We start from the raw sequence: 24,513 nt of genomic DNA, 5'->3' as shown, positions 1-24,513 counted from the left end.
CGCCCTCGCCATGCTCAGCCTCGGCGGCCACAAACCAGTGCTCCCCGGCCGGGTTTAACCCACAGAAGCAGCAGGAGAGCCAAAATCTCCGTCGAATTAGTTTGATACCGGGTGCGGCGGGCCCGACGCAGGGTGTGGGTGTGAATGTGGCGGTGGCGGTGGCCGTGCGGTTGGTAGAGCATTGAGACTCGGCGCGCAGGGCATCGTATTCTGTTATATGAATCAAGCCCGGCTCAACATGCCTGCGGCGGCATTCGTCGTCGGTCCGCTGCGTTTGCCCGGTCACCCCGTCGCAGGGGGCATGGCAGGAGTCCGCAGTGAGGTGCCTCGCGCAGCCTCACCGGAGTGCATACTTGATTTGCGTTCACAATTGTGACCGTGCACATGCCAACAAGGTCTTCCTGTGACTATCGAACTGCCCAAGGGGCGTGCCCCGAGCATCCGTGATGTGGCGCGCCTCGCGGGGGTCTCGCATCAGACCGTTTCGCGCGTGCTCAACGACCACCCCAGCATCCGTGATTCCACCAAGGCGAAAGTGTTGCAGGTCATGGAAGACCTGCAGTACCGGCCGAACCGGGCGGCCCGCGCACTGTCGCGCGGGCGTTCGCGCACCATCGGCCTGCTCTCGGCGGAGAGTGCCTACGGGCCGGCGAGCAGCATCGCCGCCATCCAGGACGCCGCCCAGGAAGCCGGCTATTACGTCAACACCGCGAACCTCACATCCGTCGACACGGAGTCGATCGAGGCGGCGCTGGAGCACCTGATGAACCAGTCCGTGGAGGGCATCGTCGTGATCGCGCCGCAGGTGCGGGTCTTCGACGCCCTGGAACAGCTGTCCATCGACGTGCCGTTCGTCACCCTGCAGTCCACCGGCCGCCTCGACAATTCCCTGTCCGTCGACCAGATGACCGGTGCCAGACAGGCCACGCGGCACCTGATTGACCTCGGCCATCGGAGTATCTACCACCTTGCCGGACCCCAGGACTGGATTGAGGCCGAGGCCCGAATGCGCGGCTTCCTCGACGAGATGTGGGAAATGGATGTGCCGACCATGGCGCCGATTCTGGGCGACTGGACCGCCGACTTCGGATACCGTGCCGGACGAGAACTGCTCCGGAGGCGGGACTTCACGGCCATCTTCGCGTCGAATGATCTGATGGCGCTCGGGTTCATGCACGCCTGCCGCGAGGCGGGCCTCGACCTGCCGCGCGACATGAGTATCGTCGGCTACGACGATATTCCCGAAGCGGCACACTTCTGGCCACCGCTCACGACAGTGCGCCAGGACTTTGCCGTACTCGGGCGGCGGTGCATCGCCCTTCTGCTCAGCAACCTCAGCGGCGGGGTACCGATCGAGCGGAGCGACCCGATCATTCCCGAGCTCATCGTGCGCGGCTCGACCGCACCGCCCGCGTTCTGAGTTCGGCACATGCGCGACCTCGCCTCGATCACCCGTGAAGGGTTCGCTCTCCCCCGCGACTCTCTCCGGAGTTCCTTGAGCGCATTGTCGAGCAGTTCCCTGTTTCCGCACAGCATTAAAGAAGTGGTAAGCCGCCCCGCCGGGACCGTCCGTGAGCCGGCTGGGCTCGGCGGAATGTCCTGACCTCAGACCCCGCTCAGGGGAGCAACAGCCTGTTACGCAAGCGTGACAAAACGAAACTTGACACCGGGACTATCACCGGGTCTATAGTGTCAATGTGATCGGTCACATGGACTCGATTTCCAGCACTTTTTTCCAAACGCATGACATTGAGGTCAAGCTTGTGAGCACACTTTTCCACCTGCCCGGCAGCTCCGCTGCCGCCCTGCTGAGCGGGAGCGGGATGATCTTTCGCGCGTCCATTCCGTTGTCGGTATGGGATACCTGTAGTGGCCCCCGGGCGTGAGGAGTCCAACGATGTCCACTGACCACGTAATCCTTGAGATGCGGTCCATCACCAAGGAGTTTCCCGGGGTCAAGGCCCTGTCGGACGTCTCCATCACGGTGAATCGCGGCGAGATCCACGCGATCTGCGGCGAGAACGGTGCCGGCAAGTCCACCCTGATGAAAGTGCTCTCCGGGGTCTACCCCTCCGGCACATACACGGGCGACATCATCTACCAGGGTCAGAACGTGCACTTCAAGGACATCCGCTCGAGCGAAGAAGCGGGCATCGTCATCATCCACCAGGAACTTGCGCTCATCCCGGAACTCTCCATCACCGAGAACATCTTCCTCGGCAACGAGCCGACCAAGTGGGGTGCAATCGACTGGATCACCGCCAAGAAGACGGCGCTCGAGTTGCTGGCACGCGTCGGGCTGCGGGACGACCCCGACACCCTGATCAAGAACATCGGCGTCGGCAAGCAGCAGCTGGTCGAGATCGCCAAGGCCCTCAACAAGTCGGTCAAGGTGCTCATCCTCGATGAGCCGACCGCGGCCCTGAACGAGTCGGACTCCATGCATCTGCTGGACCTGATCCGCGGGCTGAAGGGCAGGGGAATCAGCTCGATCATGATCTCCCACAAGCTCAACGAGATCGAACAGGTCGCAGACTCGATCACGATCATCCGCGACGGCAAGACGATCGAAACCCTGAATGTCGTGGCCGACGGAGTCAACGAAGACCGGATCATCCGGGGCATGGTCGGGCGCAGCCTGGAGAGCCGTTTCCCGGACCGCACACCGCACATCGGCGAGGTCTTCTTCGAGGTGCGTGACTGGACCGTGCAGCACCCGCAGGTCGCCGAGCGCATGGTCGTGAAGGGTTCCAGCCTGAACGTGCGCAAGGGTGAGATCGTGGGCATCGCCGGCCTGATGGGCGCCGGGCGCACCGAACTGGCGATGAGCATCTTCGGGCGCTCCTACGGCAATTTCCTTTCCGGCCACCTCTATAAGGACGGAAAGGAAATCGTCCTGAAGAGCGTGGCCGACGCGATCGACCACGGCCTCGCCTACGTGAGCGAGGACCGCAAGGCACTCGGCCTGAACCTGCTCGACGACATCAAGCGTTCCGTCGTCTCGGCCAAGCTCTCGAAGATCTCGGCCGGGCAGGTCGTGAACGACTCCAAAGAATTCGGAATCGCCGAGCAATACCGCAAAAGCCTGCGGATCAAGACACCCAGCGTCAATGCGGGCGTCTCCAAACTCTCCGGCGGCAACCAGCAGAAGGTCGTTCTGGCCAAGTGGATGTTCACGGACCCTGACCTGCTGATCCTGGACGAGCCGACCCGTGGCATCGACGTCGGCGCGAAATACGAGATTTACGGCATTATCCAGCAGCTCGCCGAACAGGGCAAGGGAGTCATCCTGATCTCTTCTGAGCTCCCGGAGCTCCTCGGCCTCGCCGACCGGATCTACACGGTCTTCGAGGGTGCGATCACCGACTGCATCCCGGCGGAGTCCGCCGATCCCGAAACCCTGATGAAAAGTATGACCTCCGCACGGAAGAAGGTTCAGAGCATATGAGTGAAGACACGAGTACTCGCAGAGGCGCTCTTGGTGATCTGAAGAAGATCTTCGGCAGCGGCAGCTCGAACCTGCGGCAGTTCGGCATCCTCTTCAGCCTGATCGCCATCATTCTGCTCTTCCAGTACCTGACCGACGGACTGACGCTGTCGTCCGGCAACTTGATCAACCTGGTCAGCCAGTACTCCTATATCCTCATCCTCGCCATCGGCATGGTCATGGTGATCATCGCCGGCCACATCGACCTGTCGGTCGGATCCGTTGCCGCTTTCGTCGGCATCGTGGTGGCCACCGCGATGCGGGACTGGAACTTCCCGTGGCCGCTGGCCATCCTGCTCGGGCTGTTCGTGGGAATGCTGATCGGCGCCTGGCAAGGTGCGTGGGTTGCCTACGTTGGGGTTCCCGCCTTCATCGTCACCCTGGCCGGCATGCTCATCTTCCGCGGCGGCAACCAGGTCATCGGTAACGCCAACACGGTCCCCGTTCCTGACGGCTTCACGATCATCGGCTCCGGCTACCTTCCTGAGGTCGGCCCGAACACGGGCTACAACAACCTGACCCTGCTTCTGGGGCTCATCATCGTGGTCGCGGTCGTCTACTCCGAATGGCGTGCCCGCCGGGTTCAGAAGATCATGGGTTCGACGCCCGCACCGCTGTGGGTGAGCATCGTGAAAGTCGCCCTTCTCTGTGCCGTCATCGTCTACGCATCCGTCCTCTTCGCCGGTGGCCGCGTCGGCACAAGCTTCCCGGTCTCCGGAATCATCCTCGGAGTGCTCGTTCTCTTCTACGCGTTCGTCACTCGTAACACGATCTTCGGCCGTCACGTCTACGCGGTCGGCGGCAACAAGCTCGCCGCCGAACTCTCGGGGGTCAAGTCCCGTCGGGTGAACTTCCTCGTCATGATGAACATGTCGATCCTCTCGGCCCTGGCCGGCATGATCTTCGTGGCCCGCTCGGTGGCCTCCGGCCCGCAGGACGGCCTCAGCTGGGAGCTCGATGCGATCGCCGCCGTGTTCATCGGTGGCGCTGCCGTGTCCGGCGGAATCGGAACCGTCGTCGGCTCCATCATCGGTGGTCTCGTCATGGCGGTGCTGAACAACGGCCTGCAGCTGCTGGGTGTCGGATCCGACTGGGTTCAGATCATCAAGGGCATGGTGCTCCTGGTGGCCGTGGGTGTCGACGTGTGGAACAAGAGCCAGGGTCGTCCCTCGATCATCGGCCTCCTGACCCAGAAGAAGAAGACTGCCGAATTCCCGGCGGAGCCACCCCTGGTCGTGCCCGACAAGGGCACCCCGGAGAGCGCGCGGCCGCAGGCCACGCGGCCCAACTAGCCCAGATTTTTCCCTTCACCAAACCACAACGAACAGAAAGAAATCGACAATGCGAAAGATTCTTGCGACAACTGCGATCGCCGCAGTGGCCTTGATGGCACTCTCAGGTTGCTCCACCCGCACGGACACCGCCGGCGAAGACGGCGCTGCTGCCGGCTTCGCCCAGGATTCGGTCATCGGCGTCGCCCTCCCCTCAAAGACCTCTGAGAACTGGGTCCTCGCCGGCGGGCTCTTCGAAGACGGCCTCAAGGAGGCCGGCTACAAGGGCGACGTGCAGTATGCCGGTGCCTCGACCACGGTCAAGGACCAGCAGGACCAGATCTCGGCCATGGTCACCAACGGTGCCAAGGTCATCATCATCGGTGCCGCTGACGGTGGCCAGCTCGCCACCCAGGTGCAGTCGGCCCGCGACGCCGGCGCCATCGTGATCGCCTACGACCGCCTCATCCTGAACACCGAGGCCGTGGACTACTACGTCGCCTACGACAACTTCAATGTCGGCGAACTCCAGGGCCAGGCGCTCCTGGACGGACTGGCCACGAAGAAGCCGGAAGGCCCGTACAACATCGAGCTGTTCTCCGGTTCCTCGGATGACGCCAACTCCGCCGTCTTCTTCGGCGGCGCGATGAGCGTGCTGCAGCCGAAGATCGATGACGGAACCCTCGTCGTCGCCTCCGGCCAGACCGACATCAAGCAGACGGCGACCGCCGGCTGGAAGGCTGAGAACGCTCAGAGCCGCATGGACGCGCTGCTTACCAGCACGTACGGCGACAAGACGCTCGATGGCGTTCTTTCCCCGAACGACACCCTCGCTCGTGCGATCATCACCTCGGTGAAGGCCGCCGGCAAGGACATCCCGGTCGTCACCGGGCAGGACTCCGAGGTCGAGTCGGTCAAGTCGATCATGGCCGGCGAGCAGTACTCCACCATCAACAAGGACACCCGCGTGCTCGTTGACAAGGCCATCGAGATGGTCAACGTTCTCCAGAAGGGCGACACCCCCGAGGTCAACGACACCGAGTCCTACGACAACGGCAAGATCGTCGTCCCGGCTTACCTGCTGCCCCCGGTCATCGTGACCAAGGAAAACGCGTCCGAGGCATACGCGAACGACCCGAACCTCGCCCCGCTGACCGAGTAACAACCCGGCAGTACACCTGCATCACAGCATCTCGACACCAGGGCCGGCTCCTCACGGGGGCCGGCCCTCTCGCGTGTCCGGCTCGCTGCCGCCGCCCGCAGGGTGAGGTAAGACCAAACTCCCCGACATCGTCAGCGCCCGCTTCGACGGGCTCGTCACCTATGCCGCGCTCCGGGAACGCGGCCTCAACTCACACTCCGTCGACGCCCTGATCCGCCGCGGTGAACTCGTGCGCACGCGCCGCGGCATCTACGTTTCGGGGGAGTTGCGGCGTTCCGCCGATCCCGATCAGCGCTACCGCCCGTTTGTGCTTTCGACGGTCGCGGCCGCGGGTCGGCCGCTCGTGGTGTCGCACGCGTCCGCGGCGAGCACGAGCTTTCTCGTGAGCGTCGCCATGATCGACCATGCCCTGCAGCTTCGACCGCTGGGATTGGGCGACCGCGTTCGCGGCGCGCCTCAGGGCGAGCGACACGCCGACAGGGTTTCCACAGGCTCGAGTTCTGCCCCTGCGCTGCCTGTGGATAACTTTGCCGCATTCCGCGTGATTCGGCTCGACTCGCATCCGTGGGGCTGTGCACAACCGGTGGAATGTCGGTGGATAACTACATACTTGTAACTACTGTATGTAGTGGCCATTCCCTTCGAGCATCACTAGATGTAGTATTGAAGTTCAACACACAGCACGCCTTGAACTTCAGATTTCACATGAAAACCGATTTTGAGCACTGATGTTTGAACCGATTTTGAATACTGATCCCTGAACGACGAGAAAGGCCCTCCATGGCAATCACGGTCTACACCAAGCCCTCCTGCGTGCAGTGCACTGCGACTTACCGCGCCCTGGACAACAAGGGCATCGAATACGAAATCCTCGACCTCTCGCTCGACGAGAACGCCCTGGAAGCCGTCAAGGCCCTGGGCTACCTGCAGGCTCCCGTCGTTATCACCGACGAGGATCACTGGTCGGGCTTCCGCCCCGACAAGATCAACGAACTCGCGCAGCGCCTCGCGTAGCACCGCGGCGCCAGGGGGTGGCGTCGCAACAGTCCGTAAAAAAGCGCCGTTTGGCGTGCCGACTTCTCAGCAACAGGAGGTGTTCCATGACCGATATCGTGTATTTCTCCAGCACCTCGGGCAACACGCACCGCTTCATTGAGAAGTTGGGTCGCCCGGCCGCCCGCATCCCGATCTACGCGCGCGATGAGCCGCTCCAGGTCAGCGAACCTTACGTGCTGGTCGTGCCGACGTATGGCGGCGGCGACAGCAAGGGAGCGGTGCCCAAACAGGTCATCACGTTCCTGAACGACGAGCAGAACCGCTCGCTCATCCGCGGCGTCATCGGCGCGGGCAACACGAATTTCGGCACCGGCTACTGCCTCGCCGGGGACATCATCGCCCAGAAGTGCAAGGTGCCCCACATGTTTCGCTTTGAAGTATTTGGAACTCCGGATGATGTGCGCATCGTCCACGACGGATTGGAATCATTTTGGAAGCAACAGCCGTGAAGACCATGGCTCACCCGGCTCCCGGCCTGGCGATGGATTATCACTCCCTCAACGCCATGCTCAACCTGTACGGCCCGAACGGGGAAATCCAGTTCGAGAAGGACCGCGAGGCTGCGCGGGAGTTCTTCCTGCAGCACGTCAACCAGAACACGGTGTTCTTCCACACGTTGCGCGAACGCCTCGACTACCTCGTCGAGAAGGAATACTACGAGCAGGCCGTGCTCGACCAGTACTCGTTCGAGTTCATCACCGACCTCAACAAGCTGGCGTACTCGAAGAAATTCCGCTTCCAGACCTTTCTCGGCGCGTTCAAGTACTACACCTCGTACACGCTGAAGACGTTTGACGGGAAACGGTACCTCGAGCGTTTCGAAGACCGAGTCGTGATGACCGCGCTGGGCCTCGCTCAGGGTGACGAGCAGCTCGCGATCTCCCTCGTCGAGGAGATCATCGCGGGGCGTTTCCAACCCGCCACCCCTACCTTCCTGAACTCTGGGAAGGCGCAGCGCGGGGAGCTCGTCTCCTGCTTCCTGCTCCGTATCGAAGACAACATGGAGTCGATCTCCCGCGGCATCAACTCGTCGCTGCAGCTGTCGAAGCGCGGCGGCGGCGTCGCGTTGCTGCTCAGCAACATCCGTGAGTCCGGTGCACCGATCAAGCAGATCGAGAACCAGTCCAGCGGCATCATCCCGGTGATGAAGCTGCTTGAAGACTCCTTCAGCTACGCCAACCAGCTCGGTGCCCGTCAGGGTGCCGGCGCGGTCTACCTGCACGCGCACCACCCCGACATCATGCGCTTCCTCGATACCAAGCGTGAGAACGCCGACGAGAAGGTGCGCATCAAGACGCTGTCCCTCGGCGTGGTCGTGCCCGACATCACGTTCGAGCTGGCGAAGAAAGACGAGGACATGTACCTGTTCTCGCCTTACGACGTCGAGCGCGTCTACGGGGTGCCGTTCGCCGACATCTCCGTCAGCGAGAAGTACCACGAGATGGTTGACGACCCGCGCATCAAGAAGTCCAAGATGAAAGCCCGCGACTTCTTCCAGACGCTCGCCGAGATCCAGTTCGAGTCCGGCTACCCGTACATCATGTTCGAGGACACCGTCAACGCGGCGAACCCGATCAAGGGTCGCGTCAACATGTCGAATCTCTGCTCGGAGATCCTCCAGGTCAATACCCCGACCACCTACAACGAGGACCTGTCGTACGACCAGATCGGCAAGGACATCTCCTGCAACCTCGGGTCGATGAACATCGCCCTGTCCATGGACTCGCCCGACTTCGGCAAGACCGTCGAGACCGCCATCCGCGGCCTCAGCTCGGTGTCGGAGCAGAGCCACATCTCCTCCGTGCGCTCGATCGAAGACGGCAACGACAAGTCGCACGCCATCGGCCTGGGCCAGATGAACCTGCACGGTTACCTCGCCCGGGAGCGTATCTACTACGGCAGCGAGGAGGGCATCGACTTCACCAACATCTACTTCTACACGGTGCTGTTCCACGCCCTCCGCGCCTCGAACAAGTTGGCCATCGAGCGCGGCAATGCGTTCGTCGGCTTCGAAGACTCCACCTACGCCTCCGGCACGTTCTTCGACAAGTACACCGACCAGATCTGGGAGCCGGCCACCGCGCGCGGCGCCGAGCTGTTCGCGCAGGCCGACGTGCACATTCCCACGCAGGCAGAGTGGGCCGAGCTCAAGGCATCCGTTGTGGAGCACGGCATCTACAACCAGAACCTGCAGGCCGTGCCGCCGACCGGGTCGATCTCCTACATCAACAACTCGACCGCATCGATCCACCCGATCGCGTCGAAGATCGAGATCCGCAAGGAAGGCAAGCTCGGCCGCGTCTACTACCCGGCGCCGTTCATGACGAACGACAACACCGGGTTCTACCAGGATGCCTACGAGATCGGCTACGAGAAGGTCATCGACACCTACGCCGCTGCCACGCAGCACGTCGACCAGGGCCTGTCGCTGACGCTGTTCTTCAAGGACACCGCCACCACCCGCGACATCAACCGCGCGCAGATCTACGCGTGGAAAAAGGGCATCAAGACCATCTACTACATCCGTCTGCGCCAGATGGCCCTCGAGGGCACCGAGGTCGAGGGTTGTGTTTCCTGCGCTCTCTGAGTGAGTTTGCCCCGAGCTCCCCGAACCCGAGCTCTCCGAACGCTGAATCGCCTATGCACCGCCGACTAAGGAACAACCAATGATTGACAAGCTCAAGCTCGTCTCCCACGTTGACGCGATCAACTGGAACAAGATCGAAGACGAAAAAGACGTCGAGGTCTGGAACCGCCTCACGAACAACTTCTGGCTGCCGGAGAAGGTCCCGCTGTCAAACGACGTGCAGTCCTGGGCCACGCTCACCCCGGCGGAGCAGCAGCTCACCCTGCGCGTGTTCACGGGGCTGACCCTGCTCGACACGATCCAGGGCACTGTGGGTGCCGTATCGCTGATTCCGGATGCGATCACGCCCCACGAAGAGGCCGTCTACACGAACATCGCGTTCATGGAGTCCGTGCACGCCAAGAGCTACTCCTCGATCTTCTCGACCCTCGCGTCGACGAAGGAGATCGACGAGGCGTTCCGCTGGTCGACGGAGAACGTCAACCTGCAGCGCAAGGCCGAGATCGTGATGAAGTACTACCAGGGCGACGACCCGCTCAAGCGCAAGGTCGCCTCGGTTCTGCTCGAGTCGTTCCTGTTCTACTCGGGCTTCTACCTGCCGATGTACTTCTCGAGCCGCGCCCGCCTCACCAACACGGCCGACCTCATCCGTTTGATCATCCGGGACGAAGCCGTACACGGTTACTACATCGGTTACAAGTTCCAGAAGGGGCTCGAGGCGTCGTCGCAGGAGCGCCGCGATGAGATCAAGGATTACACCTTCAATCTCATGTTCGAGCTTTACGAGAACGAGATCCAGTACACGCAGGACCTCTACGACGAGCACGGCCTGACCGAGGACGTCAAGAAATTCCTGCACTACAACGCCAACAAGGCGCTGATGAACCTCGGCTACGAGGCCATGTTCCCGAAGACCGTCACCGACGTGAACCCGGCCATCCTGGCCGCGCTCTCGCCGAACGCCGACGAGAACCACGACTTCTTCTCCGGGTCGGGCTCCTCCTACGTCATCGGCAAGGCCGTCAACACGGAAGACGCCGACTGGGACTTCTAGTCCCGATCGTGTGACCGCACCACCGACATCGACCGTTCCGGTCGAGATCGCCTGCTACGCCGGGCGAACTCGACCGGAACTGTCTGTTTCGGTGGCCTACTCGGTGACTCGTGCGGAGGCCGCCGCCGGCGCGGGGTCGTCGCCCCGGGACCAGGCGATCGCGACCAGCCGACGCAGAACACCGAGGTCGATGTCGTCGAGTTTCTTCACGTAGACGCACCCCGCCCCCTCCGTGTACGCGCCGAGCCGCGGGAGGAGCGCGGCGCCCTCGGGGAGGTCTTTGAGCCCGTAGATCGACAGTTGCGCCTTGCGCGGAGAGAACCCCGTCTTCGGCCAGTCTCCGCGGTTGCGCGGGTTCGCGGGCGACACGTAGCGGTAGCTGCCGTAGCCCACGATCGATGGACCCCACAGGACAGGGTCGGCGCCCGTCACCTCGCGGAAGAGCGCGTCGAGGGCCTTGCCGTCCGCGCGGCGGCGGGCGGGCGTCGCGGCATCCAGGAAGTCCTCGACGGAGGCATCCGTCGGCTGCGTCTTGATTTCGGCCATGGCGCCATTATGGCGCGGGCACCCCTGACCGGGCATGTGTGCCGAGGTTCTGACGCGTTTAGGGATTCAAACGGTCCTGGGACCATGCGTTTAGCTGTTTGAACGCCCCCGCCGTTCCCGAGGATCCGGCGCAGACATACCTTCGTGGGAGGGATGGCCCACCCGAGGGTCTTCCCGCCGAGCGCAGGGGCAGCCACCATGAAACGAATATTGAAGCGAACGGGTATCGCAACAACGATCACCGCCATCACGGCGGTGAGCGTCCTGGCCTTCGGTGGGGTTGCCTACGCGGACATCATTCAGGACAGCATCGAGGGTTCGGCCAGTGTCACCCTCGTTGCGGGATCGGAAACGGCCGGAAGCGCCACGATGAGGCTCAACGCCAACGGCAAGAGTGACGGCGACATCGGATGCAACATCGATGCGGGTGATAGCCCGCTGAAACTCACCGTGGTCGCACCCTCCGGCGTCACGGCCAGCCCCAACCCCGTGGTCATCACGAACTGCACCGACGATTTCCCGGTCAGTTTCACAGCGGGCACCGCTGCCCAGAGCGGTACCGTGACGGTCCTCATCCTGGCGCAGCCGGCCGGCGGCGGAGAATTCAAGAACCAGGTCGGTATCCCCATTATCATCACCCAGCCGGTTCCGACGAACACCGCGCCTTCGGTCTCGGTCAACGGGGTGAGCAACGGGGCCAGCTATGAAATCGGTACCGTGCCGACCGCCACCTGCCTGGTGGTCGACGCCGAAGACGTCAACCCCACGGCCGCCTCCGTGACCACCGGGGCGCTGCTGAATGGCCTCGGCACCCAGACCACGACCTGCGACTACACCGACGCCGGCGGGCTCAACGCCCCAACGGCGACGGTGACCTACACGGTCGTCGACACGGTCGACCCGACCATCGGGTACACGCTCAACCCGGTAGACCCCGACGGTACCAATGGCTGGTACACGACGGACTCGGGCGTCCTGGTCCACTTCGCGTGTGAAGACGTCGGAGGATCCGGCATCGCCACGTGCCCGGCCGACGTGATCCTGATGGACGGTGCGGACCAGTCGGTGACGGGTACCGCGACCGATAATGCCGGTAATACCGCGTCCGTGACAGTGTCCGGGATCACCGTCGACACCGTCGACCCGACGATTTCGTACACGCTCGACCCGGCCGACGCGAACGCCAACGGCTGGTACACGAGCTTCGTCACAGTCGACTTCACCTGCACGGATGTCGGCGGGTCCGGCATCGCCGCCTGCCCGGCCGACATCACCCTGACCGACGGTGTGAACAACGTGACCGGCACCGCGACGGACAACGCCGGCAACACCGCTGACGCGACCGCAGCGGTGGTCAACATCGACACCGTCGACCCGACCATTTCCTACACTCTCAACCCGGTCGCCCCCGAGGGCAACGACGGCTGGTACACAACGGACGCGGGCGTCATCGTCCACTTCACGTGTGAGGATGTGGGAGGGTCCGGAATCGCCACGTGCCCGGGCGACACAACCCTGCCGGACGGCGCGAACCGGTCGGTGACGGGTACCGTGACCGACAAGGCCGGCAACACGACGACCGTGACGACGACCGGGATCAACATCGACTCCGTCGACCCGACCATCTCGTCCACCCTCGACCCGGCCGCCCCCAACGCCGCCGGCTGGTACGCGGCGGACGTCGTCGTCGGCTTCACCTGCCGTGATGCGGGATCCGGCATCGCCACCTGTGCGGGCGACGTGACCCTGGTCGAGGGGGCGGGCCAGTCAGTGACGGGCGCCGCGACCGACCGGGCCGGCAACACCGCGACCGCGAGCGTGTCGGGGATCGACATCGACACGACCGCACCCACCGTTGCTCTCCTGGGCGGCCCCACCGGCAGTTACCAGTACGGAAGCAACCCGGCCGCGCCCAGCTGTTACGCGACCGACGCCCTGTCCGGAATTGCCTCCTGCGTCGTGACCGGCGGCGGCACCAGAGTCGGGGATCACTCGTACCTGGCGACCGCCACCGACACGGCCGGCAATACGAGCACGTCGAGGGTCGCGTACACGGTGCTGGCCTGGTCCCTGAAGGGCTTCTACGCCCCGGTCGATATGGGAGCCAACGTCTGGAACACGGTGAAGGGCGGCAGCTCCGTCCCGCTGAAGTTCGAGATCTTCTCCGGTGCCGAACTCACCAGCGTCTCGGCCGTCAAGAGCTTCACCGCCACGGCCGTGACCTGCCCGGGTTCGTCCGCGGTGACGGATGCGATCGAACTCACCACCACGGGTGGCACGAGCCTGCGGTATGACTCGACGTCGGGGCAGTTCATCCAGAACTGGCAGACCCCCAAGAAGCCGGGTACCTGCGCCGTGGTCACCATGACCGCCCAGGACGGTTCCACGATCAGTGCCAACTTCATGCTGAAGTAGGCACCGAGCGCAAGCGGAACACGGAAGGCCCCGAGCGGAACTCGGGGCCTTCCGTCCTGCGCCCCCAGACGCGGGAATCGTGCCGGCCGCCGCGGCCCGCCAGGCTCTACGACCGAGGTGAGCCCCGCTCGCCGCGTTCGTCACGGAGCAGCTCGAAAGCGCTCTCGCGGTCCGTGAGGGCGAGCTTGCGGAGCACAGCCGAGACGTGCACCCGCACCGTCGTCGGCGACACGAACAACCGGGCGGCTACCGCCTTGGTGGAGTTTCCCTCCGCAAGCAACTCCATCACCTCCCACTCCCGCGCGCTGAGCTTGCTCGCGGCCACGGAGCGGCGCAGGAAGCGGCGCCGCGCGGGCGCCCGGAACTCGCCGAGCACCCGCAGCATGAGCTCCGGCGCCATGGCCGCCTCGCCCGCCAGAACAGCCCGCAGCGCACCCGGCAGAGCGCCGGGATCGGTATCCTTGAGCAGGTAGCCCGAGGCACCCGCGCGCAGGGAATCGAAGAGGTCGTCGTCGTCCTTCGACATCGTGAGCATCACGATGGGCGTCTCCGGCAGGCTCCGGCCGATCTCCTGGGCGGCGTGGATCCCATTCCCCGGCATGTTGATATCGAGCAGCACCACGTCGGGGCGGTGATCGAGGGCGAGCCGGATCGCATCCGCTGCGCTTGCTCCCTCGCCGCAGATTTCGCAGCCACCGGCCTCGAGGGCCTGGCGGATCAGCGATCGTATCGGGGCATGGTCGTCGGCGATGACGACGCGGATGCCGGTGCCGTCTACCACTGGACCGTCACCACGCTTCCGCCCGCGGGTCGTGCCTCCACGTTGAACGTGCCCGGAAGCGCCCGCGCCCGAGCCTGCATGCTGACCAGGCCGTAACCGGTTGTGTCGGTGCCGGCCGGCACATCGAACCCCACCCCGTCGTCCGCAATCGCGAGGCGCCGACGGCCTCCGGCCTCGCTGAGCCGGATGTGCACCCCCGTGGCTTTGCCGTGGTGCACCGCGTTGGATACCGCCTCCCGGGTGATGCGCATCAGCGCGTGTTGCTGCTCCGAATCGACGGTGATGGCCTCATCGAGGTCGACCCGCAGGTCGATTCCGTACCTCGCGGCCAGCTCCGTGGCCGCCCGGTGAACGGTGAAACTCAGCGGCTCATCGCTCGTGCGTCCGAGCGCCTGTACGGCCGCCCGCGCCTCGTCGAGGGCACGATCACAGGCGTTGACGATACGGATGCCGGATGCGACATCCACGGGAATGGCGTGGCTTTCCGCGCGGATATAGGCGAGCTCCTGAATCACTCCGTCGTGCAGCTCGCGGGCGAGCCGCCGCCGATCATCGAGCACCGCCGCGGTGACCTGCGCCCGCCAGTAGGTCCGGATCTCCCGCGCCGCGCCGACCAGCAGCAGCAGGTAGCAGCCGGTGCGGAGAAGATCCCCGGTGTAGAGCCAGTCCGTGTACAGGGATGGGAAGAGCACGTAGTTCAGGCGGGCGAACGCCCCGAGCGCACAGGCCGGGCCGAGCCAGCGGAGCAGTTCGTCGTCCCGTTTGGCCGACTGTGACGCAAAGGCCACCGAGGCGATGAAGAAACTCACGGCCGCCGCGCCCTGGGCGAGGAGCAGCACGGGATGGCCCGTCAGGAGCGCGTTCTCCGCGGACATCGGGGCGGAACCCGGGTCGAACGCCACGGGGAGCCGGTCCCGGCCGGTCCAGAGGGCGAGGTAGACCGCGGCCACCAGGGGGAGGGGAACCAGCGCCAGCAGCCGGCGCCGGAGCATCCGTTTCGCGGGTCGCGTGTGCGCCAGGGCAGCGGCCAGGATCAGCAGGGCGCCCACGACCCGGATGGCCAGCGGAAGCCAGATGTAGAGCGTTTCCGCGCGGATTCCGCCGAGCACCTCGGTCAGGTAGGTCAGGCCCAGGCCCGCCGCGGCAAGCAGCACGAGACCCTGGAAGAGCAGCAGATCCTGCAGCCGGCCGTGCCGCAGGAACCGACCGAACACGAGGGACGCCACCAGCAACGCCACGCAGGCGTCGACCGAGTCGAGAACGAGGTGAGCCGAGGGATTGCGGACCCTGAAGACCACGGCGGGGCTCCACAACAGGGCGCTGGTGACGGCCAGCCCGACGAGCCAGGCGGCGATGGTGAGTCGTGAGCGACCCGCCCACGCCCCGAGCGCGTGCACTCGCCGGTCAGGCTCTGCGCCGCGGGAGTCGTCCTGCGGATGCCCGGCCGGGGACAGCGGCGGGGCAGCGAAAACCGCGGGGGAGCGAAAACTTCGGGGTCCTGTGGTGCCCATGAGAATCGCCTTGGGAACGCGTTGCCGGAGCTGTCGGGTCAGCCGCTCGGGTGAGGCGATCCTAGCCGCGCCGCCTCCGGGCGGTCAGTCCCCGAATGGGGGACAAGGCAGACGGATGCCCGAACGCGCACTGCGCGTCCGGGCATCCGTTCTAATGCGGGTGCTAGTTTCCGGCGTGAATGTCCGCGTCGGCACCGGCCCCCGCGTCGGCACGGGCACCGGCGTCAGCCTCGGCAGCCACATGTGCCTGGACCCGCTCGGCGATCTTCTGGACCACGCTGCCGTAGTCGCCGCTGAGGGCGGATTCTTCGAGCTTCTGCGCGGCGGCCTCCTGCTCGGCGGCGGGCGCGTTCTTCAGCTCGGCCAAGTCGGCCTGCAGGTCGGCCGGCAGCTTGTCGAGGAGCGCGGGGTTGTCCGCCAGCTTGAGGGCCAGTTCTGTCACCGAGGATCCGGCGTCCACGGTCGGGTCGGTGTCCGCGGTGCCCGGCGCGGTGCCGAGGTCACTGCCCAGGGCGGCCTCCACGGCGGCGGTCAACGGGTGCTCCGGGTTGTCCCGCACGGCCTCGGCGATCTTCGTGATCTCCTCGCCGTAGCCGCCGGCCAGCGCGGTGGTGCGCACGGTGTCGACGGCGGCGGCCCGGTCGGTCGCCCCGGAGGCGTCCGTGAGCGCGGTCAGGTCATCCTGCAGGTTCGCCGGCAGGGTGTCGAACAACTCGGCGTGCTCGGAGAGGGTGGTGGCCACCTTCTGGGCCTTCACATTGCCGCTCTGCCCGTGGGAAAGGTCTGCGCGAAGTTCGGCCGAAAGCGACGCCAGGAATTCGCCGTTCGCCGTGGCGCCGGCATCCCCGCGCGTGCCGGCACTCGAGCTGAAACTCGTTGTGGGCTCGGCGCTGAGAGGGGCGGCGGTGGCGCCCTGCGCGCCGACGCCGAGAAGGGCTCCGGCGGTCAGCACGGAGGCGGCGCCGAGGGCGACGCGCTTGGTGCGGGAGGTGTCGGCTGCCGGGGAGATCGTGTGCTTGTTCAAAGTGGATCCTTTCGATTGCGGCGGCCGGTCGGCGAAAAACCCGATCGACCGTTCGTAGTCATCGGAGGAGTTTAGGCACCGGGAGTGGGGGGCCGGTCCGTGCGGGCTGGGAATCGGGTTGGCTGCCCAGCTGTTCCGGTCGGGTGTGTCACCGGGCCCCGTCACCGTCCGGTGCGCGCACATTCGGGCCAGGAATGCCGCCTGATCAGGGATTGAGAGTGCCAGGTCACGGGTGTTCGCCCGGCCGGGCGACCGGACCCGGCGGAGCCCCGGGACCTCGGGGCGATTACGCTCTGCGCGGAGAAACCGGCGGAGAAACCAGCGCGGAAACGCGAACCGTCGGGACCGCTCAGGGCGTCGGCAACAGCCCGTGCTTGCGGCAGGGCTGGCCGCCGACGAGGTTCAGGCACGAGTTGAACGCCGTGGGATAGCCCACGGCCTCCGACGCCCCGAACCACTGGTTGTAGAACCGCCAGAAGTTCAGGTTGCCGTGCGTCGAGCATCCGTCACCGTCGGTGCCCGGGCGTGCCAGCGCGGCGGAATTGGGCTGGTACGGCGTGTAGTTGTAGAGGTTCGCGGTGGCCTGGTTCTCGATGGTGAGGGAGGACGCCCCGCAACTCGCATCCGGATTGAAACCCACGCGCACGGTTCCAATCTTGTAGGCGCGCTCGGGCTCCTGGGTGTATTGCCGGAACTGCCAGGCGGCACGGTAGACCTGGTTGAAGAAGCCGAAGTACGCCGTGTCGCAGTCGGCCGTGTCGGGGCAGCCGTAGCCGGTGGCGCGCAGATAACCGGATGCGCTCGGCCGGGTAAGCAGGGACTGCTCCTTCTGCAGCAGCACGAGCAGCACCTTCGGGCTGATGGAGCAGGCCGCGGACACCTTCGCGATGATGCGGGCGGCCGACTCGTTGCGGCCCCCGGGGTAGGCGGTGCAGTGCCCCTCGCCGTGGGCCGGCTGGGAGATCGTGTTCTCCTCGTAGTCGGCCAGGCACGGTGAGCCGTCACGGGGGATGCAGGAGCGCTCCCCCAGGAACGACTGGATCTCGCCCTCGTTCAGGGAGTCGGCGTTGTAGAAGTTGTAGTCGCTGATGATCGAACCGGGGGCGAAACCGGTAGGCGCGGCTGCTTCGTCGGTGGTGTGCACCGACGCGGCCAGCGCCAGGCCAGCGCCCAGCACGGCCAGAGTGACGACCACCGCCAGTGCGGTCTGTCGTCGACGCGGCGTGCCCAGGTACGTCATAGGGGAGACCTTACCGGGGCACTGCGGGAAGGGGCTGGGAGCAGGCGGCCGACACGCAGCAGCGCGCGCGTCGCGACCCGGGCCCCCGGAGTAGCTTGGGGTCATGCCTGACACACAGCCAGAACAGACTCCCGTTTCCAGCGACAGCATCGTCGTCGGACACGACGGATCGGGTCACGCCGATCACGCCGTGACCGTGGCGCTCGACCTCGCCGAGCAGCTGCACGCACCGGTCGTGCTGGTGCGCGCGTGGTCCATCGACACGGCGCCGCGCCCGGCCAACTGGGAATTCGGCTATGTCGCGTCGATCGAGGACTATGCCGACGCGGTGCGCATTGAGCTCGGCGAGGCCGTGATGGCCGAGGTGGCCAAGCACCCCGACGTGAAGGTCACCTACCGGGCTGTCTACGCCAGTCCGTTGAAGTCCTTGATCGACGTGTCCCGAGGCGCACGGATGCTCGTGGTCGGCTCCCGCGGCCGCGGCGGCCTCAGCGGCATGCTGCTGGGTTCCGTGAGCGAACAGTGCGTGCGGCACGCCAAGTGCCCGGTGCTGGTCGTGCGCCCGAACACCTGAGCCGACCGCTGGCGGCGGTCGGCTCCAGTCAGCTCTGGTCGGCGTCGATCCGGTTGCCGACCGCGAACCAGGCGACCGCCCCGAAGACCGGCGCGCAGACGACGGCCAGCACCCAGCTCGCCCGCGCCGCCTGCCGCAGGTGGATGGCCCGGCTGATCTGTGTCAGGGCGGCGGCGATCAGCGCCGCGCTGCCCAGAACGGCGAGGCCGCCGAGTCCGAGTGCTGCCATCTGCACCATGCCTGCACTATCGATCATTACGACCTCCCCTGTTGAACCCCCTGAGACGCCCGTTTTCCCCAATCACAGCGTCCCGTGCCTAAACCATACCAAACGGTATCTTCTGTGGGGTCGATTGAAGCCGATTGGGGCCGATTGAGGCAGAGACGATACAACGGATGCGCGGGCCCGTGTGCGACCCCGGTTCGGGCAGTCGCTACGCTGGAAACCGGAATAACCGAGGAGTGGAATGGCGCAGCAACAACGGGCGATCGGAACGCGGGCCGCGATCATCCGAGGTGCGGCGGTCGCCTTCCGGGAGCACGGGTACGGCAGCACGACCCTGGCCGGACTGGAAGTCGCCGCCGGAGTGAGCAAGGGCGCACTCTATTTTCATTTCGCGTCCAAGGAGGCGCTCGCGCTCGCCGTGATCGAGGCGCAGCACGAGGCCTCGATCGGCTTGGGCCAGAGGCTGCTGGACGGCACGATGCCCGGGTTGCAAGCCCTCATTCTGATGACTTTTGAGCTGGCGGCGCAGGTGCGGGACGAGCCGGTGGTGAGTGCCGGCATCCGTCTCACCATGGAGGCCTCCAATTTCTCGGTGCCGGTGGTCGGTCCGTTCCATGACTGGATCGATGTCTGCGGGAAGGTGCTGCGACGCGCGATCGATGAAGGCGACGTTTCGGCCGATCTGAATGTAGAGGCCGCCGCGCACTTCATCAGCCCCGCCTTCACGGGCGTGCAGACCGTCTCCCAGGTGCTCACCGGGCGGGCGGACCTCTTCCAGCGGGTGGAGGAGATGTGGGCGCTGCTGCTGCCGGGCCTGCTCCCGGCCGGGCTTCCGGACGAGCGGCGGGCGAATCTGACCGCCCTGCCGGCCCAGGTACGGGCGAGCTGCGCCGCGGGCCCGGGCGCTGCGGGCGGGGTGGCGGATCGGGCCTAGGACCCAGCCGAAGCGCTCGACCCTCCGGCGGACGCGCGCGCCCGGCGGGAGCGCCACCACGCCCAGACCGTAGTCAGGATGCGCTTGAGGGCCACCGCGATGCGGTGCGCGGTGGGGAATTCCGTGCCCAGGATCGCGATTCCGAGGAAGACGACCAGCCAGCCGGGCCCCGGCAGGGGCACCAGGAGGAGCCCGATGACGGCCACCGTGGAGCCGAGCACGCCGACCACAGTGCGGTAGAGCCAGCGCAGCCGCGGATGCTGGTCCACCCAGGCGCGGCTCCGGCGCAGGAAGCGCCGGATCGGGTGCGCGGAAGTGCGTTCGCTGGCAATATCGCGCTGCAGGATGACGGTCATTCGCTCAGGTTAAGCGGGGTCGCTGGGAACCTGCTGCGCGGGCATCCGTCGCCGCTGTCGCCCCCATCGCCGCGGCGTGGCACGGGCCTCGGGGGTACTGTGTGTGGCATCTGGAGCAACATCCGGGTAACCACATCCAAGTGACTACATTCGGGTGGCCACATTCGGGTGACCACATCCAAGTGACTACATTCGGGTGACCACATCCAAGTGACTACATTCGGGCAACACGGAGGAGACGAATCATGGCTGCACTTGCAAAACGCGAGCGTTTCGAAATGCCGGAGCCGGTGCGGCGCTTTTTCGAGGGCGACTGGGACACTCCGGCCCTGCGGGTGGAGGAATTCCGCGACGGCGGCAGCCTGGTTGTGAGGGCGGAATTGCCTGGAATCGACCCGGAAAGAGATGTCGATGTGTCGGTCAGCGACGGCGTGCTGCACATCCAGGCCGAGCGGCAGGAAAAGACCGAGCACAAGGACAAGGACGGTTACCGGACCGAGTTCCGGTACGGCTCGTTCACGCGCGACATTGCGCTGCCCCGCGGAGCCAAGGAAGAGGATGTGACGGCGTCCTACCGGGACGGCGTGCTCGAGGTGCGCGTGCCGGTGCCCGAGGGTGCCGAGGAGCCGAAGAAGGTGCCGATCGCGCGAAGCTGAGCCGGTCGGGCGCCCGCGCGCTCGGCGGGAGTCGCCGATTGTGCCGAGAGTCCCCGTTGCACGGGCGATTCTCGGCACACGAGGCGACTCTCGACGATGCGGGGACCCTCCAGCCCCGAATGGGGGACGCAATGCGCCACTTCTCTTGACTCGCGTCGCCTTAACCGGTTTAGTTAGCTGTACCAAACCGGTTCAGGCTGAACCAGGAGAGAAGAAATGACGTACAACGCTGTTCGCTCACAGTCCCCCCGCCCGCGATCTCTGAAAGCCGTGGCCCTCACCGCCGCGGTCTCGCTGCTCCTGCTCGGAGCCGGCACCGCCGCGGCCGCCGCGGCACCGCCATCCGGTGCAGCCGGCGCATCCGGTGCACCGGCCGGAGTCGTCGCCACCCGGCCCGCCGCCGCGGCGTCCGCGCCGCTGACCAACCTGTCCCACCTCACGTTCCTGCTCGACACCGTGCCGCTGGCCACGGTGGAGGGGCACACCACCTACGAAATCGACGCGCAGCCCACCGCCCAGGCGCCGTGGACCTACGCCGATAAGCAGGCCGACGGCAGTTACGGCAGGGTCGGCGGCGGGTCGCTCGACCCCTCGACCGGGCACTGGAGCCAGGGCGCGTACAACGCCGACGACATCGCCCGCACCGCGGTCGTCTACCTGCGCCACTGGCAGCAGACCGGTGACGAGACCAGCCGCGAGCACGCCGTGCAGACGCTGCGCTCCCTCACCTACCTGCAGACCACGACCGGTCCGAACGCCGGAAACGTCGTGCTCTGGCAGCAGCCCGACGGCACCCTCACCCCCAGCGCCAGCCCAGTGGAACTGCCCGACCCGAGCGACTCGGCCGAGTCCTACTGGGTGGCCCGCACCGTCTGGGCCCTCGGCGAGGGCTTCGCCGCCTTCCAGGATGCCGACCCCGAGTTTGCCGCGTTCCTGCAGGACCGCCTGCGCCTGTCGCTCGACTCCCTCGAGCGCCAGTCGCTCGGCAAGTACGGCACCTTCGATGTGGCCGACGGCGTCAACGTGCCGGCCTGGCTCATCGCGGGCGGGGCGGATGCCTCCGCCGAGGCCGCGCTCGGCCTCGCCGCCTACGTCACGGCCGTCCCGGACGACGACACCGCCCGCACCGCGCTGACCCGGCTCACCGAGGGGGTCGCCGGGATGTCCTCCGGCTCCGCCACCGAGTGGCCGTTCGGCGCGATCATGCCGTGGAACAAGTCGCAGACCCTGTGGCACGCCTGGGGCGGACTGGCCCCGGCTGCCATCGCCACCGCGTCCACGGCGCTCGGACGCACGGACTTGCTCGGCGCCGCCGTCAAGGACGCCGCCCAGTTCACCCCGCAGCTGCTGGCCGCCGGCGGACCGGACAACGCCTGGAGCCCCACCCCCGGTGAGGCCCAGATCGCCTACGGCGTCGACTCCCGCGTGCAGGGGCTCGTCGCCACCGCCGCGGCCGCGAACGCCCCGGGGCTGCTGGACCTCGCCGCAGTGACCGCCGCCTGGTTCTTCGGCGCCAACCCGAACGGCGCTCCGGCCTACAACCCGGCAACCGGTACGGCCATCGACGGCATCGAAACCGACGGCCGGATCAACCCCAATTCGGGTGCCGAATCCACCATCCATGCCCTGATGACCATGCTCACCCTGGACGCGAATCCGTCGCTGAAGGTCAAGGCCCTCGGCATCGACGAAACCGTCTCCACCGTCGGGCTCAGTGTCGTCGAGGCCGAGTCCGGCACCATCACGGGCGGCGGGTCAGTGGTCACGCCGCCGTCGTCCTGGACCGGCGAGGCCAACCTCTCCGGCGGCGCCTACGTGGCGCTGGGCGCGGGCGACTCGCTGAGCATCCCGGTTCCCGCTGCCGACCAGGCTCGCAATGTCTTCCCGATCGTGAATCAGGCCGAGGCGGACTCCGGGGCCACAACCTGGGCGTCGGCGACGTCGACGCTGGGCAGCACGAGCAACGGCGGCGCGGGTGCTCAGGGCATCACGGATGCCCCCGGACGCCTGTTCCCGCTCACGCTCGAGCTGGCTCTGCCGGGGGCGGACACCGCGGTCGTCGGCATGGCCGACGGGGCGGCATCCGTTGACGCGCTGCTGATCCAGCCGCTGATCTCGACGATCACGGTGACCGGGTCGGCGGGGGAGTCCACGGTGTACGTCAGCGCGGCGACCGAGACCAGCGTGCGCACGGTCGGCGTGCCACGTGGCTACCGGCTGGCACAGGAGGCGTTCGATGCGACCGGCCAGCTCGTCGCATCCGTCGACAAGAGGGCGCCGAAGAAGGGAACCGTGACGGTCGCCGCCGGCGGGTTCACGGTGGCGAAGCTGGTGCGCAAGTAGGGGCCGGCGCCCTCGGGCTTGCCTGCGCGCGCCCGTGCCCGCGCGACGAGAGTCGCCGTTGATGCCGAGAGTCCCCGTTGCAGGGGCGACTGTCGGCAGAAACGGCGACTCTCGGCGGTGGCGGTGGCGGTGGTGGGGTGGCAGGGGCAGGGGCAGGGGCAGGGGCTAGGGGAGCGGCAGTGGCTCGGGGTCGACACCGAGGGTCGTGAGCATGGCCTCGACCTGATGCCGGATCTGGTCCCGGATGCGACGCACCTCTTGGGTCGGCTGACCGGCCGGGTCGGCCAGCTCCCAGTCCTGGTAGAGCTTGCCCGGATAGACCGGGCAGGCGTCGCCGCAGCCCATGGTGACGACGACGTCGGCGGCCTGCACGACGTCATCCGTCAGCGGTTTCGGGAACTCCTCATCCAGGTTGAGGCCGAGTTCGGTCATCACCGCCATCACCGTGGGGTTCAGTCCCTTTGCCGGCGCTGAACCGGCCGAACGCACGTGCACTCGACCGCCAGACAGGGCCTGGGTCAGCACCGCCGCCATCTGGGACCGCCCCGCGTTCTGCTCGCAGACGAACAGGACCTCGGGGACGTCCTTCGCGATCGCGCCCTTTGCCTGGGCCAGAGCGGTCAGGCGGTCGGCGGCGTAGCGCCCCGTGTTGGTCACGAGGAACGCCGTGACCGTCGACGTGCGCAGAAGCGACGTGTACGACTCGAGCACGTACCGTTCGATCGTTTCGGCGCCGAACACGCCCGAGAACCGGTCGGTGAGGTGCGCGGCCAGCCGTCGCAACGACTCCTCGGGGAAGGCCAGTCCGGGCAGTGACCGACGCGCGCTCAGATCGCTCATGGCGGGTCGGACCTAGACCTGGGCGGGGAGGATTTCGGCGAGCAGGCCCTGGATGCGGGCCTTGATCTCGTCGCGGATCGGACGCACGGACTCGATGCCCTGGCCGGCCGGGTCGGCGAGTTCCCAGTCCTCGTAGCGCTTGCCGGGGAAGATCGGGCAGGTGTCGCCGCAGCCCATGGTGATGACGACGTCCGACTCCTTCACGGCCTCGGTGGTGAGGACCTTCGGCACATTGTTGGCGATGTCGATGCCTTCCTCGGCCATGGCCTCGATCGCGACGGGGTTGATCTGGTCCTTGGGCGCGGAGCCGGCAGAGAGCACCTCGACACGGCCCTCGGACAGGGCGGTCATGTAGCCGGCGGCCATCTGAGAGCGGCCCGCGTTGTGCACACAGACGAAGAGAACGGTGGGCTTAGCGGTCATGATCGGTGGTTCCTTCTTGATTTTCGG

Annotated in this window: 23 protein-coding genes; 14 read left to right on the top strand and 9 right to left on the bottom strand. The window is 66.2% G+C overall.

All coding sequences use genetic code 11. From position 1 onward, the window contains the following. The first annotated feature begins 403 nt into the window (after window positions 1-403). From CXY79_RS00875 to nrdF, 9 genes are all read left to right on the top strand, one after another. Entirely contained in the window at window positions 404-1,420 is a 1,017-nt protein-coding gene (locus CXY79_RS00875; protein ID WP_104099281.1) for a LacI family DNA-binding transcriptional regulator, read from the top strand. A 477-nt stretch (window positions 1,421-1,897) separates the two neighbouring features. Continuing rightward, entirely contained in the window at window positions 1,898-3,448 is a 1,551-nt protein-coding gene (gene mmsA, locus CXY79_RS00865) for a multiple monosaccharide ABC transporter ATP-binding protein (protein ID WP_104099279.1), read from the top strand. Then, window positions 3,445-4,779: a multiple monosaccharide ABC transporter permease gene (gene mmsB / locus CXY79_RS00860; RefSeq protein ID WP_104099278.1), complete on the top strand. Its 1,335-nt coding sequence runs from the start codon at window positions 3,445-3,447 to the stop codon at window positions 4,777-4,779. Before mmsA ends, mmsB begins: the two co-directional genes overlap by 4 nt. A gap of 49 nt (window positions 4,780-4,828) precedes the next feature. Beyond that, window positions 4,829-5,920, top strand: a complete 1,092-nt coding sequence (locus CXY79_RS00855) for a sugar-binding protein (protein ID WP_104099277.1) — start codon at window positions 4,829-4,831, stop codon at window positions 5,918-5,920. Between the two features lie 127 nt (window positions 5,921-6,047). Then, window positions 6,048-6,536, top strand: coding sequence for a type IV toxin-antitoxin system AbiEi family antitoxin domain-containing protein (locus CXY79_RS16820; RefSeq protein ID WP_104099276.1), 489 nt, complete (start codon window positions 6,048-6,050; stop codon window positions 6,534-6,536). Window positions 6,537-6,700: 164 nt separating this feature from the next. Beyond that, window positions 6,701-6,934, top strand: a complete 234-nt coding sequence (nrdH, locus tag CXY79_RS00845; protein ID WP_104099275.1) for a glutaredoxin-like protein NrdH — start codon at window positions 6,701-6,703, stop codon at window positions 6,932-6,934. 86 nt (window positions 6,935-7,020) lie between these two features. Beyond that, complete coding sequence (gene nrdI, locus CXY79_RS00840; RefSeq protein ID WP_104099274.1) at window positions 7,021-7,425, top strand: class Ib ribonucleoside-diphosphate reductase assembly flavoprotein NrdI; 405 nt, start codon at window positions 7,021-7,023, stop codon at window positions 7,423-7,425. 5 nt (window positions 7,426-7,430) lie between these two features. Beyond that, entirely contained in the window at window positions 7,431-9,563 is a 2,133-nt protein-coding gene (gene nrdE, locus CXY79_RS00835) for a class 1b ribonucleoside-diphosphate reductase subunit alpha (protein WP_104099283.1), read from the top strand. 79 nt (window positions 9,564-9,642) lie between these two features. Next, window positions 9,643-10,617 (top strand): class 1b ribonucleoside-diphosphate reductase subunit beta, encoded by a 975-nt coding sequence (gene nrdF, locus CXY79_RS00830; RefSeq protein WP_104099273.1) that lies wholly within the window; start codon window positions 9,643-9,645, stop codon window positions 10,615-10,617. Window positions 10,618-10,713: 96 nt separating this feature from the next. On the opposite strand, the gene CXY79_RS00825 is transcribed toward nrdF, so the two are convergent. Further along, complete coding sequence (locus CXY79_RS00825) at window positions 10,714-11,163, bottom strand: DUF1801 domain-containing protein (RefSeq protein WP_104099272.1); 450 nt, start codon at window positions 11,161-11,163, stop codon at window positions 10,714-10,716. Between the two features lie 198 nt (window positions 11,164-11,361). On the opposite strand from CXY79_RS00825, the gene CXY79_RS00820 reads away from it, so the two are divergent. Further along, the gene (locus CXY79_RS00820; protein WP_146068065.1) at window positions 11,362-13,578 is read left to right on the top strand and encodes a PxKF domain-containing protein; all 2,217 of its coding nucleotides are present in this window, start codon (window positions 11,362-11,364) and stop codon (window positions 13,576-13,578) included. A 106-nt stretch (window positions 13,579-13,684) separates the two neighbouring features. Here CXY79_RS00820 and CXY79_RS00815 read toward each other — a convergent pair whose 3' ends face one another. The 4 genes from CXY79_RS00815 to CXY79_RS00800 form a co-directional block, all read right to left on the bottom strand. Continuing rightward, complete coding sequence (locus CXY79_RS00815; RefSeq protein ID WP_104099270.1) at window positions 13,685-14,359, bottom strand: response regulator transcription factor; 675 nt, start codon at window positions 14,357-14,359, stop codon at window positions 13,685-13,687. After that, on the bottom strand, window positions 14,353-15,870 hold the full coding sequence (locus tag CXY79_RS00810; protein WP_146068064.1) for an ATP-binding protein: 1,518 nt from the start codon (window positions 15,868-15,870) through the stop codon (window positions 14,353-14,355). The genes CXY79_RS00815 and CXY79_RS00810 overlap by 7 nt, the downstream gene beginning before the upstream one ends. A gap of 163 nt (window positions 15,871-16,033) precedes the next feature. After that, window positions 16,034-16,894: a hypothetical protein gene (locus CXY79_RS00805; RefSeq protein WP_104099268.1), complete on the bottom strand. Its 861-nt coding sequence runs from the start codon at window positions 16,892-16,894 to the stop codon at window positions 16,034-16,036. Between the two features lie 349 nt (window positions 16,895-17,243). Then, window positions 17,244-18,134: a hypothetical protein gene (locus tag CXY79_RS00800; protein ID WP_104099267.1), complete on the bottom strand. Its 891-nt coding sequence runs from the start codon at window positions 18,132-18,134 to the stop codon at window positions 17,244-17,246. A gap of 103 nt (window positions 18,135-18,237) precedes the next feature. On the opposite strand from CXY79_RS00800, the gene CXY79_RS00795 reads away from it, so the two are divergent. Continuing rightward, window positions 18,238-18,708, top strand: a complete 471-nt coding sequence (locus tag CXY79_RS00795; protein ID WP_104099266.1) for a universal stress protein — start codon at window positions 18,238-18,240, stop codon at window positions 18,706-18,708. A 28-nt stretch (window positions 18,709-18,736) separates the two neighbouring features. Here CXY79_RS00795 and CXY79_RS00790 read toward each other — a convergent pair whose 3' ends face one another. Continuing rightward, window positions 18,737-18,964, bottom strand: a complete 228-nt coding sequence (locus CXY79_RS00790) for a PLDc N-terminal domain-containing protein (RefSeq protein ID WP_104099265.1) — start codon at window positions 18,962-18,964, stop codon at window positions 18,737-18,739. Between the two features lie 211 nt (window positions 18,965-19,175). On the opposite strand from CXY79_RS00790, the gene CXY79_RS00785 reads away from it, so the two are divergent. Then, window positions 19,176-19,868: a ScbR family autoregulator-binding transcription factor gene (locus tag CXY79_RS00785; RefSeq protein WP_104099264.1), complete on the top strand. Its 693-nt coding sequence runs from the start codon at window positions 19,176-19,178 to the stop codon at window positions 19,866-19,868. Here the strand turns inward: CXY79_RS00785 and CXY79_RS00780 are convergent. Then, window positions 19,865-20,224: a TIGR02611 family protein gene (locus CXY79_RS00780; RefSeq protein ID WP_104099263.1), complete on the bottom strand. Its 360-nt coding sequence runs from the start codon at window positions 20,222-20,224 to the stop codon at window positions 19,865-19,867. The two genes, CXY79_RS00785 and CXY79_RS00780, sit on opposite strands and share 4 nt — an antisense overlap. A gap of 245 nt (window positions 20,225-20,469) precedes the next feature. On the opposite strand from CXY79_RS00780, the gene CXY79_RS00775 reads away from it, so the two are divergent. Both CXY79_RS00775 and CXY79_RS00770 read left to right on the top strand, forming a co-directional pair. Continuing rightward, on the top strand, window positions 20,470-20,880 hold the full coding sequence (locus CXY79_RS00775; RefSeq protein WP_104099262.1) for an Hsp20/alpha crystallin family protein: 411 nt from the start codon (window positions 20,470-20,472) through the stop codon (window positions 20,878-20,880). Window positions 20,881-21,096: 216 nt separating this feature from the next. Further along, window positions 21,097-23,223 carry a hypothetical protein gene (locus CXY79_RS00770; RefSeq protein ID WP_146068063.1) on the top strand — a complete coding sequence of 709 codons (2,127 nt, stop codon included), beginning with the start codon at window positions 21,097-21,099 and terminating at the stop codon, window positions 23,221-23,223. Between the two features lie 165 nt (window positions 23,224-23,388). On the opposite strand, the gene CXY79_RS00765 is transcribed toward CXY79_RS00770, so the two are convergent. Together CXY79_RS00765 and CXY79_RS00760 are read right to left on the bottom strand one after the other, a co-directional pair. After that, window positions 23,389-24,063 (bottom strand): three-helix bundle dimerization domain-containing protein, encoded by a 675-nt coding sequence (locus CXY79_RS00765; protein WP_104099260.1) that lies wholly within the window; start codon window positions 24,061-24,063, stop codon window positions 23,389-23,391. A 12-nt stretch (window positions 24,064-24,075) separates the two neighbouring features. After that, window positions 24,076-24,486 carry an arsenate reductase ArsC gene (locus CXY79_RS00760; protein WP_104099282.1) on the bottom strand — a complete coding sequence of 137 codons (411 nt, stop codon included), beginning with the start codon at window positions 24,484-24,486 and terminating at the stop codon, window positions 24,076-24,078. Window positions 24,487-24,513: the final 27 nt, after the last annotated feature.

This window comes from Cryobacterium sp. M96 (genome assembly GCF_002929845.1).
Classification (GTDB): Bacteria; Actinomycetota; Actinomycetes; order Actinomycetales; family Microbacteriaceae; genus Cryobacterium; species Cryobacterium sandaracinum.
Note: the sequence above shows the minus strand (reverse complement) of the source record. Positions and strands in the feature narration are given on the sequence as shown.

Bases quoted from the DNA above. Each gene is read 5' to 3' on its own strand.
- mmsA (WP_104099279.1), top strand. From the start codon at position 1,898: ATGTCCACTGACCACGTAATCCTTGAGATGCGGTCCATCACCAAGGAG.
- mmsB (WP_104099278.1), top strand. From the start codon at position 3,445: ATGAGTGAAGACACGAGTACTCGCAGAGGCGCTCTTGGTGATCTGAAG.
- CXY79_RS00855 (WP_104099277.1), top strand. From the start codon at position 4,829: ATGCGAAAGATTCTTGCGACAACTGCGATCGCCGCAGTGGCCTTGATG.
- nrdH (WP_104099275.1), top strand. From the start codon at position 6,701: ATGGCAATCACGGTCTACACCAAGCCCTCCTGCGTGCAGTGCACTGCG.
- nrdI (WP_104099274.1), top strand. From the start codon at position 7,021: ATGACCGATATCGTGTATTTCTCCAGCACCTCGGGCAACACGCACCGC.
- nrdE (WP_104099283.1), top strand. From the start codon at position 7,431: ATGGCTCACCCGGCTCCCGGCCTGGCGATGGATTATCACTCCCTCAAC.
- nrdF (WP_104099273.1), top strand. From the start codon at position 9,643: ATGATTGACAAGCTCAAGCTCGTCTCCCACGTTGACGCGATCAACTGG.
- CXY79_RS00825 (WP_104099272.1), bottom strand. From the start codon at position 11,163: ATGGCCGAAATCAAGACGCAGCCGACGGATGCCTCCGTCGAGGACTTC.
- CXY79_RS00820 (WP_146068065.1), top strand. From the start codon at position 11,362: ATGAAACGAATATTGAAGCGAACGGGTATCGCAACAACGATCACCGCC.
- CXY79_RS00810 (WP_146068064.1), bottom strand. From the start codon at position 15,870: ATGGGCACCACAGGACCCCGAAGTTTTCGCTCCCCCGCGGTTTTCGCT.
- CXY79_RS00800 (WP_104099267.1), bottom strand. From the start codon at position 18,134: ATGACGTACCTGGGCACGCCGCGTCGACGACAGACCGCACTGGCGGTG.
- CXY79_RS00795 (WP_104099266.1), top strand. From the start codon at position 18,238: ATGCCTGACACACAGCCAGAACAGACTCCCGTTTCCAGCGACAGCATC.
- CXY79_RS00790 (WP_104099265.1), bottom strand. From the start codon at position 18,964: ATGATCGATAGTGCAGGCATGGTGCAGATGGCAGCACTCGGACTCGGC.
- CXY79_RS00785 (WP_104099264.1), top strand. From the start codon at position 19,176: ATGGCGCAGCAACAACGGGCGATCGGAACGCGGGCCGCGATCATCCGA.
- CXY79_RS00780 (WP_104099263.1), bottom strand. From the start codon at position 20,224: ATGACCGTCATCCTGCAGCGCGATATTGCCAGCGAACGCACTTCCGCG.
- CXY79_RS00775 (WP_104099262.1), top strand. From the start codon at position 20,470: ATGGCTGCACTTGCAAAACGCGAGCGTTTCGAAATGCCGGAGCCGGTG.
- CXY79_RS00770 (WP_146068063.1), top strand. From the start codon at position 21,097: ATGACGTACAACGCTGTTCGCTCACAGTCCCCCCGCCCGCGATCTCTG.
- CXY79_RS00765 (WP_104099260.1), bottom strand. From the start codon at position 24,063: ATGAGCGATCTGAGCGCGCGTCGGTCACTGCCCGGACTGGCCTTCCCC.
- CXY79_RS00760 (WP_104099282.1), bottom strand. From the start codon at position 24,486: ATGACCGCTAAGCCCACCGTTCTCTTCGTCTGTGTGCACAACGCGGGC.